Source organism: Terriglobia bacterium (assembly GCA_020072785.1).
Lineage (GTDB): Bacteria > Acidobacteriota > Terriglobia > Acidiferrales > UBA7541 > Acidiferrum.
In genome coordinates, this window is sequence record JAIQGG010000009.1 from 1 (window position 1) to 13,891 (window position 13,891).

Here is a 13,891-nt window from a genome sequence, read left to right on the forward strand (position 1 = left end):
TCTCGCCTCGAGGCGAGAGACGCAACAGTTCTAGGCCCCGCCCGCTCTTCACGGCGTCGCGGCCGCATCCGGCTACCCGTTAGCTTCGACAATAACCTTGAGAGCCCCGCCCTTGCGCTGGATGAATGTCTGCAGGGCATCGTTCATCTGTTCCAGAGGGAAGTGATGGGTGATGATGGGCTTGGCAACGATCTTCCCGGCAGCCAGCAGGGCCAGACTGCGCTGGCAGTCGGCCATCCCCTCCCCGCGCACGCCGGCCGCTCGCAGGTCCTCCAGGACGACGCCCTGGGCTGCCAGCTCCGGGGCATAGCCCGCCGCCATTTGCGGCGGGGCGCTGAGAGTGATGGGCTGCAGCACGTGCAGCACGCGCACCTCCGTGCCCTGCGGGGGAAACTGCCCGGCGACGGTCTTCAGCGCTTCTTCGGAAAACTTGGACTCATCCACCGCCAAAAGAATTTTCATGATTGCCTCCAGGTCCGGGGATCCACTGCCTGGCCGAGGCCTGGCGCGAAGAGGGGAATTGCGCGAGGCTTGCGTTGCGGGGCACTTGCCGTCTGCCTGCGGCACACGGCGCACCCACCCCGCAGCGCCCTACCGGAGCGCTCCGGCTCTTCCTTTGTAACCCGGGCGGCCGGAAAAATGCTGTGACCTGGGTCACAGTGCGCTGGTGAGGGGCCAACGGAGTGCCTGCCCCGTGCGATGGCCGCCGTCACTTACCGCGGTGACCCAGGGCACATCGCCCTGGCCCCCGCTCCGCGACCATGGCCATGCTGGGGCCATCGCGGGGCTTTCGCCGGAGCCCGAAAAGAGCGAAAATGAAGAGGCAAGGGCCGGCGGCACGGCGGTTCTCTGCTGTCCCCTCCACGCAGGAACTTACCGTCACGCCTGTCCGGCGCAGGGCCCCGCAGGCGCGATCTGCCCACCGAGGCAGACGCGGAAGATCTTCCAGCCACGCCAGGAGAGACCACCATGCTCACCCCCGCTCGTTTCCAGCTTCTCTTGCAGTTGCCCGCTCCCCTGCTGACCGCTTACGTCAGCACCAAGCCCACCGGGCGCTACCAGCACCGCCTCACCCCGGAATATCTGATCTGGCTGGACAAAGAAGCCAAAGCCATCGCCCTGACCTTGCCGCCCTCCGAGAAGGAACTCTTCCAGGAGCAGCTCGAGCGCACCAAAAACTATCTGCACACCTGGAAGCCGGAAGAGAAGGGCCTGGTGGTCTTTTCCGGAGCGGGGGCCTGGAGGCTCGTGCCCTTGCGCGTGGAAGTGGAAAACGAAGTTCGCTGGGGCCGCCCCGCGCTGACGCAATATTTGCGCCTGCTCAGCGAGAACAAACCCTGCGGCATCGTGGTCGTGGACCGCACGGGCGCACGCTTCCTGCGCTATCGGCTCGGCGAATTGAGCGAGTCCGCCAAGAAGCAGTTCCGCGTGGACATCTCACAATGGAAGAAGCCGGAAGTGGGCCACTTCTCGCGGGCCGGCGGCACCACTGGGGGCACCCGGAGGACCCGCGGCACGCAGCGCGATGTCTTCGCGCATCGCATGGACGCGCGGTACGGCCGCCTGTTCAGCGCCACCGCCAAACAGGCCATGGATCTCTGCGCCCGGGAGGGCCTCGCCGCGCTCTTCCTCGTGGGCTCCGAACGCCTGCTGGAGCCCATCAAGGAATCCTTTCCGCAAGAGTTCCGCTCCCGCGTTGTCTCCATTCCCGAAGACCTCTCCGGCCTTTCCGGGTCCGAGTTGCAGCAGCGCCTTGAGCCGCGCCTCACGGCCTGGTCCCTGCAGCAGGGCTCCGCACTGGTGACCTCGCTCCTCGCGGACGAGGCGGCCACAGTGGTCGGCTTCGACCAGACCCTCGCCCATCTCCAGAAAGGCAAGATCCGCGCCCTCGTGCTCACCCGCGACCTTGACGCCATCCTACATCACTGCGTCGTCTGCAACTGGATGGACCGCTCGGGGGATCCGCGCTGCCCGGTCTGCGGGGGCAAGCGCACCGCAGTGACCCTGCGCGATGTTCTGCCCGGCCTGGCGCACTCCCACAAGGTCGGAGTCGAGGTCGTGAGCGGCGCAGCCGCGGAACGCCTCCAAGCAGAGGGCGGGATGGGCGCCTGGCTCCGCCAGCCCAAGCAGACCCGGCTGCGCCAGCCGGCAAGGCGCGCCAGCTAACGTGGCGCTTCGGAAGTTTCCTGTAATTCGCAACAAGGGGTCAGGGTTTCAGTCCTGACAAGGACATTCGAGCGAGCTGCAGCGAGTTTGCGCGGCAGGTGAACGAAATGCCCTGGGAAACCATTGTGAAATCCGCTCGCGACTGGGCCGTCGCACCCAACCTGCGCGACTACGAGCAGGCCCGCCGCACCTTTTCCTGGGAAGAGGCCCGCCGCGATCTCGACGGTCTGCCCGGCGGCCAGGGCCTAAACATCGCCCACGAAGCCGTCGACCGCCACGCCAACGGTCCGCGCGCCAACTATCTCGCCCTCCGCTGGCTCGGCAAAGACGGCGAATCGCGGGACTTCACCTACAGCGAGCTGCGGGCGCTCAGCAGCCGCTTCGCCAACGTCCTGCAGAAGCTCGGCGTGAACAAAGGCGAGCGCGTCTACGTGCTCGCCGGGCGCATCCCCGAACTCTACATCGCCGCACTGGGGGCTTGGAAACACCGCGCCGTTTTCTGCCCGCTTTTCTCCGCCTTCGGCCCCGAACCCATCCGCGCCCGCCTGACCATCGGCCGCGCCAAACTCCTGCTCACCACCCAGTCGCTCTACGAGCGCAAGATTAAAGCCTTGCGCCCCGCGCTGCCGTTCCTCGAACACATTCTCCTGATCGGCGACGATCACCAGCCCACCAGCGTTCCGGACACCGCCGACTATCACCGCCTGATGGAAAGTGCCGGAACGTCCTACGCCATCCAGCCCACCGCCCCCGAAGATACCGCGCTGCTGCATTTCACCAGCGGCACCACCGGCACTCCCAAGGGCGCGGTGCACGTCCACGGCGCGGTCGTCGCCCACCACATCACCGGCAAGCTGGCCTTGGACTTCCACCCCGAGGACATCTTCTGGTGTACCGCCGATCCCGGCTGGGTCACCGGCACCTCCTACGGCATCATCGCCCCACTCACCAACGGGCTCACCAGCATCGTTGACGAAGGGGACTTCGACGCCCAGCGCTGGTATGCCATTCTGCAGTCCCAGAAAGTAAGCGTCTGGTATTCCGCTCCCACCGCCATCCGCATGCTCATGAAGACCGGCGCCGAGATCGCCCGCCAGTATGACCTGCGCGCCCTGCGCTTCCTCGCCAGCGTCGGCGAGCCGCTCAATCCCGAAGCCGTGGTCTGGAGCAGGGAAGTCTTTGGGCTGCCTTTCCACGACAACTGGTGGCAGACGGAAACCGGGGGCATCATGATCGCCAACTTTGCGGCCATGGATATCCGCCCCGGCTCCATGGGCCGCCCCCTGCCGGGCATCGAGGCCGCCATCGTCCGCGGGAGCGACTCCGGCGCGGTCGAGGAGATCCGCGAGCCCGGCGTCCAGGGCGAACTGGCGCTGCGCCCCGGCTGGCCCTCGATGTTCCGGGCCTACTGGGAAGAGCCGGGGCGGTACCAGAAATGTTTCGCCGGCGGTTTTTACCTGACCGGGGACCTCGCCAAGCGCGACCAGGACGGCTATTTCTGGTTCATCGGCCGCAAGGACGACGTCATCAAGACCTCCGGGCACCTCATCGGTCCCTTCGAAGTGGAGAGCGTCTTGCTGGAGCACAAAGCGGTCGCCGAATCCGGCGTTATCGGCAAACCCGATCCCGTGGCCTTCGAGATCGTGAAGGCCTTCGTCGTGCTCCACGAAGGCTACGAGCCCACGGATGTTTTAGAGCGCGAGCTGCTGGGCTTCGCGCGCTCCCGCCTGGGCGCCGCCGTGGCCCCCAAGGAGATCGAGTTCCTCGCCAGCCTGCCGCGCACGCGCAGCGGCAAGATCATGCGCCGCCTGCTAAAGGCCCGCGAACTGGGCCTTCCCGAAGGCGACACTTCCACGCTGGAGACTAGCTGAATGTCCTTTGCTGGTAACTCCGAACGCCCCGCGCCGGACCGCGAACATGCCCTGTTCCTGCTGCGCGAGATGCTGCGCATCCGCCGCTTCGAGGAGAAGGCCGCGGAGATGTACAGCCTGCAGAAGATCCACGGCTTCCTGCATCTCTATATCGGGGAGGAAGCCACCGGCGTCGGGGCCATGCAGGCCTTCACCCCGGAGGACGCCATCGTGGCCACCTACCGCGAACACGGCCAAGCCCTAGCCCGCGGCATTCCCGCCACTGTGTTGATGGCCGAGATGTTCGGCAAGGCCACCGGCTGCAGCCACGGCCACGGCGGCTCGATGCACTTTTTCGACAAAGCGCGCCGGTTCTACGGAGGCTACGCCATCGTGGGCGGCGGCCTGCCGATCGCCGTCGGCCTGGCTCTCGCCGAAAAGCTCCAGAAACGCTCCGGGGTCACGGCCTGTTATTTCGGGGACGGCGCGGTGGCCGAAGGCGAGTTCCACGAAGCGCTGAATCTCGCCGCGCTCTGGAAGCTCCCCGTGGTGTTTCTCTGCGAGAACAATCTCTACGCCATGGGCACGGCGCTGGCCCGGCATCAGGCGCAGACCGACATCAGCGCCAAGGCCGCGCCCTACGGCCTGGCCGCCAGCGCCGTGGACGGCATGGACGTTCTCGCCGTAGAAGCCGCGGCGAAGCAGGCCGCCGATTTCGTGCGCGGCGGAAACGGCCCGTATCTCCTGGAGTTGCGCACCTACCGCTTCCGCGCGCACTCCATGGCCGATCCCGACCTCTACCGCAGCAAGGAGGAAATCGAAGAGTGGAAGAAGCGCGACCCCCTGGCGCTCTTCGAAGCGCGGCTGCGCGCCTGGGGCTTGCTCGACGACGCCGGGCGCGCCCGCCTGGAAGCCGAGGTCAGCGCGGAGATCGACGAAGCCGTGCGCTTTGCCGAGGCCGGGCCGTGGGAGCCCGTGGAGAATCTTCTCGCCGATGTCCAGGGGCCGGTGCAGTCATGAGCAAGATGACCTATCGCGAAGCCGTCCGCGCCGCGCTGCGCAAGGCCCTGCGCAGCGATCCCCGCGTCTTTCTCATGGGCGAGGACGTCGGGCGTTACGGCGGGGCCTTCGCCGTCAGCCACGGCCTTCTCGCAGAGTTCGGCCCGGAGCGCATCCGCGACACCCCGCTCTCCGAATCCACCTTCGTCGGGGCGGGCATCGGGGCCGCCCTCGGCGGCCTGCGGCCCATCGTCGAGATCATGACCGTCAACTTCAGCCTGCTGGCCATGGATCAGATCCTCAACAACGCCGCCACGCTCCGGCACATGTCCGGGGGGCAGCTGAACGTGCCGCTAGTGGTGCGCATGGCCACGGGCGGCGGGCGGCAGATGGCCGCGCAGCATTCCAACAGCCTGGAAGGCTGGTACGCGCACATTCCCGGGATCCGGGTCCTCGCGCCGGCCACCGTGGGCGACGCCTACGGCATGCTCCTCGGCGCGCTGCGCGAGGCCGATCCCGTCTTCATCTTCGAGCACGCCACCTTGTATCCACTCGAGGGCGAAGTGGACGAATCCGCCGAGCCCGCGGAGATCACGCGCGCCGCCGTGCGCCGTTCCGGAGGCGACGTCACGCTCATCACCTACTGCGGCTCGCTTGGCAAAACCCTGCAGGCCGCCGAGCGCCTGGCCCAGGCCGGCATCGAAGCCGAAGTCCTCGATCTGCGCTCGCTGCGCCCGCTCGACACCCCGGCGATCCTGGCCTCCGTCGCCAAAACCCACCGCGCCATCGTCGTGGACGAGGCCTGGCGCACCGGCAGCCTGGCCGCTGAGATCAGCGCGCAGATCATGGAGAAGGCCTTTGACGACCTCGACGCCCCCGTGGCCCGCGTCTGCAGCGCCGAGGTTCCCATGCCCTACGCCAAACATCTCGAGACGGCGGCCCTGCCCAAGGTCGAAGAAATTGTCCGCGCCGCCCAGGAGCTTGTCCCCCGCCATGGCTGAATTCCGCATGCCGCAACTGGGCGCCGACATGAGCGCCGGCAAACTTCTGCGCTGGCGCAAGCAGCCCGGCGACCCCGTGCAACGCGGCGACATCATCGCCGACGTCGAGACCGACAAGGCCGATATCGAGGTCGAAGTCTTTGTCACCGGCGTGATCGAAAAATTCCTGGTGCAGCCCGGAGAGAAGCTCCCCGTCGGCACCGTGCTGGCCTTTATCCGCGAAGAGGGAAAGCCCGCTGCCGCGGAAGCGCCGCCCGTTTTGCCTGTCGCACCCGCTCCCGCTGCCGTCGCACCTGAAATATTTCCTGCGGCCGCAGCCCCCGCGGCGCGCGCGATTCCCGCGGCGGCTGGCGTCGAGCGCCGCCTGCACATCTCTCCCGTGGCGCGCAAAGCCGCGGCGGACCTGGGCATCGATCCCGCCACAGTGCAAGGCAGCGGCCCCGCCGGCCGGATCACTCTGGAAGATATTCAGCGCGCCGCGCAAGCCCGTGGTGCCCAGCCGCCTCCGGAAGCCGCGCCCGACCGCCAGACGCGCCTGCGCCAGGTCATCGCCGCCGCCATGGCCCGCTCCAAGCGCGAGATCCCGCACTATTATCTGAGCACCACCATGGACGTGAGCCGCGCGCTGGCCTGGCTCGCGCAGGGAAATCTCCAACGCTCGGTCGAGGACCGCCTGGTCTACGGCGTGCTGCTGCTCAAGGCCGCGGCGCTGGCCTTGCGTGAGGTTCCCGAGCTGAACGGGTTCTGGCGCGAGGGCCGGGCGGCCCCCTCCGCCGATGTGCATATTGGTGTCGCCATCTCGCTGCGCGGCGGGGGCCTGGTGGCCCCGGCATTGCACCACACCGACCGGCAAAGCCTGGGCGAGCTCATGAAAAACTTCCGCGATCTCGTGCAGCGCGCGCGCGCCGGCTCCCTGCGCAGCTCCGAGCTGAGCGACCCCACCTTCACGGTTACCAGCCTCGGCGAGCAGGGCGTGGAATGCGTCTTCGGCATCATCTATCCGCCGCAGGTCGCCATCGCCGGCTTCGGCAAGATTGTCGAGCGCCCGTGGTCGGCCGAAGGCCAGATCGTCTCCCGCCCGCTGCTCACCGCCACGCTGTCCGGCGATCACCGCGTCAGCGACGGCCACCGCGGCGGGCTCTTTCTCGCCGCCGTCGACCGCCTTCTGCAGGAGCCGGAGAAGCTATGAGCAAAGACGAAATCCGCGCCACCGTGCTCCGCGTGCTCGGCCAGATTGCGCCGGAAGCCGACCTCACCCAGCTCAACCCCACCCGCCGCCTCCGCGACCAACTGGACATCGACTCCATGGACCTGCTCAACTTCGTCATCGGGCTGCACAAGGAATTGCACGTGGAAATCCCCGAGGCCGACTACCCCAAACTGGCCACGCTCCAGGGTTGTGTGGATTATCTTGCGGGTTTCAGCGGTCGCCCGTAGCGGTTTGTGACTTTTCGGGCTGCGTCCCTTCCTGGTCGTCGAGCAGCAGGAGCGAAGTGTCCACCTCGCGCAGCAGCAGCTGGAGCGTGTCCGGCTTGAAGAAACGCGTCTTGCCCGCCAGCACCAGCACCCCGGCCTCTTCCGACTTGATCGCGCGCAGCAGCCCCGCTTCATCGCGCGGATACACCGCGCGGAAGCGCACCTGCAAGCCCTGCTCTCTCAGCAGCGCCCCCGCCTGCCCCTGCAAACGCCGCGCACTCTCCGCGTCTTCCGCAAACAGCAACACCACCACCTTCCCGCATCCCGCTTCCGCGAATTCCGCCGCTACACGCACGGCGTGGTGCGCCGCCGCAGACCCGTCAAAACAAACCAGCACCGGCAGACTCAGCACGAGCCCGCGATCCGAGAGCAGCAGCACCGGCATGGTTATGGCCGCCGCCGTCTGGGCCGTCGAGCCAATCCGCGATTTTAGCGAAGACGACCAGCCACACCGCCCCAGCGTCAGCAGGTCCACTCCCGCGGCCGCCGCCAGCACTTCCACCGCCACCTGTCCGCGCACGATCCGGAACGACCACTCGACCTGCGCGCCTTCCGCCGCCGCGGCCAGGGCCTTGCGCGCCTGTTCCGCCTGCGCCCGCAGCTTCTGCTCCATCCTCGCGCGGTCCAGCGGGGCCTGCCGCGCGGTCAAATACTGCACCTCGCGCGCCAGCGGCGAATCCGCCAGCCGCAGCAGGTCCACGTCTTCCACGAACAGCCCGAGCAGCTCCGCTTCCATGCGCGCCGCCAGCTCCACCGCAGCGCGCAGCGCGGCCAGGCTGTGCGGCGAAGCATCCAGCGCCACGAGAATGCGCCGGATCGCCGCCATGCTGCGCGGCTCGCTCACGCCTCGCCCTCCGTTTTCTGCCGCGCCACCGCGGCCAGACGTTTCTCCGCCAGTTCGATCAGCCGCGCTTCCACCCGCTGGTTCACGCTGCCCTCGGGAAATTTCCCGCCCGCGTCGCGCTGGCCCGCGGCAACTCCGGTGAGAATCTCGATCCCCTGATCGATGTTCTCCACGGAGTAGATCTGGAATTTTCCCGCGGCGACCGCGTCCACCACTTCCTGGCGCAGCATCAGGTGCCGCACATTGGACGCGGGGATCAGCACGCCCTGCTCCCCCGTGAGCCCGCGGGCCTTGCACAGATCGAAGAAGCCCTCGATCTTCTCGTTCACCCCGCCGATGGCCTGCACCTGCCCGTGCTGGTTCACCGAACCGGTCACCGCCAGCGCCTGGCGGATGGGCGCTCCGGAAAGCGCGGAGAGCAGCGCGTAGAGTTCCGCCGAGGACGCGCTGTCGCCCTCGACCGCACCGTAGGACTGCTCGAACACCAGGCTGGCCGAGAGCGAGAGCGGCCGGTCCTCCGCATAGCGCGCCCCCAGAAAACCGGAAAGAATCAGCACGCCCTTGGAGTGAATGGGTCCGCCCAGCTCGACCTCCCGCTCGATGTCGATCACCTCGCCCTTGCCCAGGCGCACCCGCGCCGTGATGCGCGTGGGATGCCCGAAGGCATACTGGCCCAGTTCGATCACCGACAGCCCGTTCACCTGGCCCGCGCGCTCGCCCGCCGTGTCAATCAGCAGCGTGCCCTTGAGCACCGCCTCCTGCAGCCGCTCACGCACCCGGTCGGCGCGGTGAATCTGCGCGTCGATGGCCCGCTGCACGTCCGCGGCGCGCACCGCCGCCTGGCCCGCTTCCCGCGACCAGTAGTCGGCTTCGCGCAGCAGGTCCACCAGGCTGCGCCGGTGCGTCAGCAGCTTTTCGGAATCCCCGGCGGCGCGCGAGCTGTGCTCCACCACGCGCGCCACCGCTGGCGCGGCGAAGGGCAGCAGCTTCTCCTCGCGCGCGATGGTCCCGATCAGGCGGGCATAGAGCTGATCGTTCCCCCCGCGCTCCATGTGCTCCTCGAAATCCGCCCCCACCTTGAAGAGCTCGTTGAATTCCGGGTCGTACGCGCTGAGCAGGTAGTACAGCAGCCGCTCCCCCAGCAGCACCACCTTCACCTGCAGGGGAATCGGCTTGGGCTGCAGCGACACCGTGCTCACCAGGCTGAGCATCTGCCCCAGCGATTCGATGCGCATCTCCCCCGAACGCAGCGCGCGCTTCAGGCCTTCCCAGGCATACGGCTGCAGCAGTACCTTGTAGGCGTCCAGAATGAGATATCCGCCGTTGGCCCGGTGCAGCGCCCCCGCACGAATCAGATTGAAATCCGTGGACAGCGCCCCCATCTGCGCCATGTATTCCACCTGCCCCACCAGGTTCTGATAGGTGGGGTGATCCGGCGCGACCACCGGCGCGCCGTGGTTGCTGCTGTGATCGATCACCAGATTGACCTGGTAGCGGCGCAGAAACATCGAGCCCTTGCCCACATGCGGCTGCGAGATGCCCATCAGCGCCGCCAAGGGGTGTTCCGGCGGGCTCAGGAACTGGTCGGCGTTCACTATCACGTCCTGCTGCATGGCCTTCAGGTGGGCCACCACTTCCGGCAGATCCAGGTAATTCTTCTGCAGTTCGTCCAGCAGATGCCCCACGGCGAAGATGGTCACTTCGCGGTTCAGCTCGCGGATCTTCTCCCGCCGCTCTTTCTCCCACAGCGGCACCTGCCGCAGCACTGCCTCCAGCCTCTCCTGCAGTGCGGCGATCTGCTTTTCAATCCGATTCAGCTCCGTTTCGGGGAGCCGCCGCATGTCCTCCGCTCCCAGCACTTCGCCCTTGCGCGTGGGCGCCAGCACGATGCCCGTCGGCGTCCGCAGCACCGCAATGCCTTTGGTGTCGGCATCGTGCTGGATCTCGTCAAAGGCCTTTTCCTGGCGCTCCTTGCTCTCCTGGTCGATCACCTGCTTTCGCGCCCGGTAGCTCTCGCTCTCGAAGACCGAGGGGATCACCGACTGCAGGTCCTCCAGCAGCCGCTGCACATCCTGGTGCAGCTTGGCGCCGCGTCCCGGCGGGAGCTGCAGCGCGCGCGGCTCCTCCGGATGCCCGAAGTTGTTGACGTAGCACCAGTCCGGCGGCGTGGGCTCGTTGGCCGCCTGCTGCTCCAGAATCCGCCGCACCGTCGAGTATTCCCCCGTGCCCGGCGACCCCAGGAGGAAGAGATTGAAGCCCTGGCGGCGGATGCCGATGCCGAAGCGCACCGCTTCCACCGCACGCTCTTGGCCGATAATTTCGGTGAGCTCTTGGAGTTCGGCCGTCGTCTGAAAAGAAAACTGCCCGGGATCACAGCGGCGGAAAAGCAACTCCGGGGGCAACGCTTGTGGGTTCTTCATCGTGCCATTCCTTAGAAATGGGCTCTCTCGTATTGGCTCACGCTGGTCCAGACGGGAGTTCAGCGCTTCCCCGGAAAAGAATCTTCCGATGGTCAGGATGCGGGCCGGACAGGGTCCGGCCCGCAGGAACTTCAGGTCACGCGCGCTTCAGCTATGCACCGCCTGCGGCACCTGCCGCTGGGTGATGGCCTGGAAAATATGCACCACCTCTTCGCTGGAGAGCTCCGGCCTTTTCCCGTAGCCCGCGGCCTCGGCGTGCAGGACGACATCGTCCATAGAGACCACTCCCACCAGCGTGCCAGTTGCACTGATCACCGGGAGACGCCGCACCCGCCCATCTTTCATCGTTTCCAGCGCCCGGTGGATGTCCTCCTCCGGCCTGCAGGAGAAGATCTTCCGGACCATTACTTCACCGACGGTGATTTCCCCGGACAGCTTCCCCCGCGTGCCCAGGGCGATGCAAATGTCCCGGTCGGTGATTACGCCGGCGACTTTGCCGTCGCTTCCCACCACCGGGAGAAATCCGCAGTTCGCATTCCACATCAGTTCCGTCGCCGACCCGAGATTGGTCTCCGGCTGGCAGTAGTACGGCGTTCCCATCATTACGTCTTTCACTTTCATGGCAGTTCTCCTTTCTACGTTGCTTCCCTTTGTAAGCTATGTTCCCGGATGATCTCTACCGAACACGCAGCGTGCAGGGCCACCGTCTCCGAAACGCTGCCCATGGTCAGGCGGTCGAACCCCCGCTTCCCGTGGGAACCCAGCACGATCATCCGGGCATGCCACTTCTCCGCTTCGTTCAGAATCGCCTGGGAAGGCATCTCCCAGAGAACGGGCACTTCCGTGCTCACCTTCAACCCCTTGCCGGAAAGAATCGTTTCCCCCTCGGCTGCGTAGGCCCGTGCATGTTCCATCTCCGATTTGTTGACCTCTTCGATCTCCGCGGCGTCGAAGTAAGGAAATTCCTGCAGCGGCAGCACCAGTTCCGGCACTGCCAGCACCTTCACTTCGCTCCCCTGCGGCCACGGCCGGCTGGCCACCGAGCGCAGCGCCGCCGCGGAAAACGCCGAGCCGTCCGTGGCCACCAGGATCTTCATCTTGGCGTCCTTCCCTCCATCTCCCTCCTTGGCGCGCGCCCGGACAATCTCCACCGAGCACGGCGCGCGTCGCAGCGCCGCGCGGGCCGTGCTCCCCAGAAAAAAGCGCGCCATGTTGCCGTGCCCGTGCGATCCCACCAGCAGCAGGTCCGCCTCCCAGCCCGCGGCGTACCCGCTGATCGCCCGCCGCGGATTTCCCAGGATCACGTCCGTGTAGCATTTCCAGCCCGCTTTCTCCAGGCTCTCCGTCGCGCTCTGGAGCTGGCTGCGCGCCGCGGCTTTTGCTTTTTCCAGCAGCAGGGGCGCTTTCGCAAATCCGTACGGATCCACCACCGTCAGCAGGGAAAAATTCGAGCCTGCAGGCCACGGCCGCGCCGCTGCTTCCTGCAGGATGGCCGCCGCAGACGGGGTTGCATCCAGTGCAATGAGGACTCTCATGAATTTCACTCCTTGCTGCGTCGCGTGCGCTGCGCCCGCCGGCAGTCCGGAGAGAGTCCCGCGGGAGCGGCAGGGTTTCGGGCGGCGACCGGACGAAGGGCTATGTTTTCCGGTGCCTTGGTGATTGCGTATTGGCCGATTCGGCCTCGGTCATCCGCAGGATCTTTCCTCCGCCGGTTGCGCTGGCGGACTGCTCCTGCGTGTCCATGACGGGAATCCCGCGAATCGCAAGCTCAGCCATACGGCTCGTTCCTGGTCTTCTCGGGTTTGTACCGCGCAGGAAGGGGGCCCTCATCTTACACGATTTCTACCGGCAAGTTCACTTATCCCCCGTACTTATTGTGAGTCGCCGCCGAGCAAAGGTGCAGTGCGCCAGGTCACAACTTCGCCCGCTGCGCGTCACGGAGTCTACCGCGTTTCCGCGGCGAAGGGGGAGAGCGATGACCGGAGAGCTATAAAAAGAGGAAAAATCCGATAATCATGCTGCACAATAGTGCATTTCCGGAAAGAAGCGTTTCTTGAATCCTTGCAGCCAGACCCTTTAGATTTAATTAACTATATTTAGAATCTGTTATATACATCTAATTTGTAAACCAGAAAAGTGGCCGGAAGAGGACTATCGCTTCTATTCTAGCTTGACGATATAGCCCATGCATGCATTATACTGCACGCTCATTGCGACTCCATAGCTATGGCCACTAAACTCAACTCTGGTGAACTGGCTGCACACCTTGGTGCGCCAGCCGATTCCGAAAGTGCGTTTCTCCTGTTCCTCGGCAGGCATGTGCGCGGAGTGCGCGCCCGCCGCGGCATGACCCGCAAAATGGTGGCCAAGGAGGCCGACGTTTCCGAACGCCACCTGGCCCAACTGGAAGCCGGCGAAGGCAACGTCTCCGTCGTCCTCCTGCGGCGCATCGCCCTGGCCCTGAACGTCTCCCTTGTCGAGCTGTTCGCTCCCGAAACGGAAGAGTTTTCCGAGAAGCGGATGATCCAGGAGTTTCTCGAACATCTTCCGAAACACCGCTTGGAGGAGATCCTCGGCCGGCTCACCCACAGCATCCGGCTGGAAGAGAAACGGCGCAGCGAGCACATCGCGCTCATCGGCCTGCGCGGCGCGGGAAAATCGACGCTGGGCAGCCGGCTGTCCCAGGAGCGGAACGTCCCCTTCATCGAGCTCGATCGAGAGATCGAAAAAGAGACGGGCATGCCGCTGGACGAGATTTTTTCCCTCTACGGGCAGGCCGGCTACCGGCGCATCGAAAAGCGCGCCTTGAAGCGCGTGCTGCAGGAGCAGCCCAGCGCTATCCTCTCCGTTGGCGGAGGCGTGGTCTCCGAAAAAGAGACCTACGAATATCTGCTGGCCCACTGCTACACAGTCTGGGTGAAGGCCCAGCCCGAAGAGCACATGGCGCGGGTGGTCGCCCAGGGCGATTTCCGGGCCATGGCCGAGAACGACGAAGCCATGGAAGACCTGCGGAGCATCCTGGAAGCCCGCGAGCCGCTCTACCGCAGGGCCGATCTGCAGCTCGATACTTCCGGGGAAGACGTCGAACAGAGTTTTCAGAAATTGAAGCTAGCACTGCAAACCGAGTTTGCCTAG

At 65.9% G+C, this 13,891-nt stretch carries 13 protein-coding genes; 7 read left to right on the plus strand and 6 right to left on the minus strand.

Annotated elements, in window-relative coordinates; genetic code table 11:
- Positions 1–72: 72 nt before the first annotated feature.
- Positions 73–462 carry a universal stress protein gene (locus LAN61_15415; GenBank protein ID MBZ5541905.1) on the minus strand — a complete coding sequence of 130 codons (390 nt, stop codon included), beginning with the start codon at positions 460–462 and terminating at the stop codon, positions 73–75.
- A 507-nt stretch (positions 463–969) separates the two neighbouring features.
- On the opposite strand from LAN61_15415, the gene LAN61_15420 reads away from it, so the two are divergent.
- The 6 genes from LAN61_15420 (at position 970) to LAN61_15445 (ending at position 7,453) form a co-directional block, all read left to right on the plus strand.
- A complete protein-coding gene (locus tag LAN61_15420; protein MBZ5541906.1) occupies positions 970–2,166 on the plus strand; it encodes a hypothetical protein in 1,197 nt (398 codons plus the stop codon).
- 107 nt (positions 2,167–2,273) lie between these two features.
- A complete protein-coding gene (acsA, locus tag LAN61_15425; GenBank protein ID MBZ5541907.1) occupies positions 2,274–4,037 on the plus strand; it encodes an acetate--CoA ligase in 1,764 nt (587 codons plus the stop codon).
- Positions 4,038–5,036 (plus strand): pyruvate dehydrogenase (acetyl-transferring) E1 component subunit alpha, encoded by a 999-nt coding sequence (gene pdhA, locus LAN61_15430; protein MBZ5541908.1) that lies wholly within the window; start codon positions 4,038–4,040, stop codon positions 5,034–5,036.
- Positions 5,033–6,016: an alpha-ketoacid dehydrogenase subunit beta gene (locus tag LAN61_15435; protein MBZ5541909.1), complete on the plus strand. Its 984-nt coding sequence runs from the start codon at positions 5,033–5,035 to the stop codon at positions 6,014–6,016. Before pdhA ends, LAN61_15435 begins: the two co-directional genes overlap by 4 nt.
- A complete protein-coding gene (locus LAN61_15440) occupies positions 6,009–7,205 on the plus strand; it encodes a 2-oxo acid dehydrogenase subunit E2 (protein ID MBZ5541910.1) in 1,197 nt (398 codons plus the stop codon). Before LAN61_15435 ends, LAN61_15440 begins: the two co-directional genes overlap by 8 nt.
- The gene (locus LAN61_15445; GenBank protein MBZ5541911.1) at positions 7,202–7,453 is read left to right on the plus strand and encodes an acyl carrier protein; all 252 of its coding nucleotides are present in this window, start codon (positions 7,202–7,204) and stop codon (positions 7,451–7,453) included. The genes LAN61_15440 and LAN61_15445 overlap by 4 nt, the downstream gene beginning before the upstream one ends.
- Here the strand turns inward: LAN61_15445 and LAN61_15450 are convergent.
- The 5 genes from LAN61_15450 to LAN61_15470 form a co-directional block, all read right to left on the minus strand.
- Entirely contained in the window at positions 7,437–8,336 is a 900-nt protein-coding gene (locus tag LAN61_15450; protein MBZ5541912.1) for a universal stress protein, read from the minus strand. The two genes, LAN61_15445 and LAN61_15450, sit on opposite strands and share 17 nt — an antisense overlap.
- Positions 8,333–10,756, minus strand: coding sequence for an AAA family ATPase (locus LAN61_15455; GenBank protein MBZ5541913.1), 2,424 nt, complete (start codon positions 10,754–10,756; stop codon positions 8,333–8,335). The genes LAN61_15450 and LAN61_15455 overlap by 4 nt, the downstream gene beginning before the upstream one ends.
- Positions 10,757–10,903: 147 nt before the next feature.
- Positions 10,904–11,377, minus strand: a complete 474-nt coding sequence (locus tag LAN61_15460; protein ID MBZ5541914.1) for a CBS domain-containing protein — start codon at positions 11,375–11,377, stop codon at positions 10,904–10,906.
- Between the two features lie 14 nt (positions 11,378–11,391).
- Positions 11,392–12,291 (minus strand): universal stress protein, encoded by a 900-nt coding sequence (locus tag LAN61_15465; GenBank protein ID MBZ5541915.1) that lies wholly within the window; start codon positions 12,289–12,291, stop codon positions 11,392–11,394.
- A gap of 100 nt (positions 12,292–12,391) precedes the next feature.
- The gene (locus LAN61_15470) at positions 12,392–12,532 is read right to left on the minus strand and encodes a hypothetical protein (GenBank protein MBZ5541916.1); all 141 of its coding nucleotides are present in this window, start codon (positions 12,530–12,532) and stop codon (positions 12,392–12,394) included.
- Positions 12,533–12,982: 450 nt separating this feature from the next.
- On the opposite strand from LAN61_15470, the gene LAN61_15475 reads away from it, so the two are divergent.
- Positions 12,983–13,891, plus strand: coding sequence for a helix-turn-helix transcriptional regulator (locus LAN61_15475; protein MBZ5541917.1), 909 nt, complete (start codon positions 12,983–12,985; stop codon positions 13,889–13,891).

Bases quoted from the DNA above. Each gene is read 5' to 3' on its own strand.
- LAN61_15415 (MBZ5541905.1), bottom strand. From the start codon at position 462: ATGAAAATTCTTTTGGCGGTGGATGAGTCCAAGTTTTCCGAAGAAGCG.
- LAN61_15420 (MBZ5541906.1), top strand. From the start codon at position 970: ATGCTCACCCCCGCTCGTTTCCAGCTTCTCTTGCAGTTGCCCGCTCCC.
- acsA (MBZ5541907.1), top strand. From the start codon at position 2,274: ATGCCCTGGGAAACCATTGTGAAATCCGCTCGCGACTGGGCCGTCGCA.
- pdhA (MBZ5541908.1), top strand. From the start codon at position 4,038: ATGTCCTTTGCTGGTAACTCCGAACGCCCCGCGCCGGACCGCGAACAT.
- LAN61_15435 (MBZ5541909.1), top strand. From the start codon at position 5,033: ATGAGCAAGATGACCTATCGCGAAGCCGTCCGCGCCGCGCTGCGCAAG.
- LAN61_15440 (MBZ5541910.1), top strand. From the start codon at position 6,009: ATGGCTGAATTCCGCATGCCGCAACTGGGCGCCGACATGAGCGCCGGC.
- LAN61_15445 (MBZ5541911.1), top strand. From the start codon at position 7,202: ATGAGCAAAGACGAAATCCGCGCCACCGTGCTCCGCGTGCTCGGCCAG.
- LAN61_15455 (MBZ5541913.1), bottom strand. From the start codon at position 10,756: ATGAAGAACCCACAAGCGTTGCCCCCGGAGTTGCTTTTCCGCCGCTGT.
- LAN61_15460 (MBZ5541914.1), bottom strand. From the start codon at position 11,377: ATGAAAGTGAAAGACGTAATGATGGGAACGCCGTACTACTGCCAGCCG.
- LAN61_15465 (MBZ5541915.1), bottom strand. From the start codon at position 12,291: ATGAGAGTCCTCATTGCACTGGATGCAACCCCGTCTGCGGCGGCCATC.
- LAN61_15470 (MBZ5541916.1), bottom strand. From the start codon at position 12,532: ATGGCTGAGCTTGCGATTCGCGGGATTCCCGTCATGGACACGCAGGAG.
- LAN61_15475 (MBZ5541917.1), top strand. From the start codon at position 12,983: ATGGCCACTAAACTCAACTCTGGTGAACTGGCTGCACACCTTGGTGCG.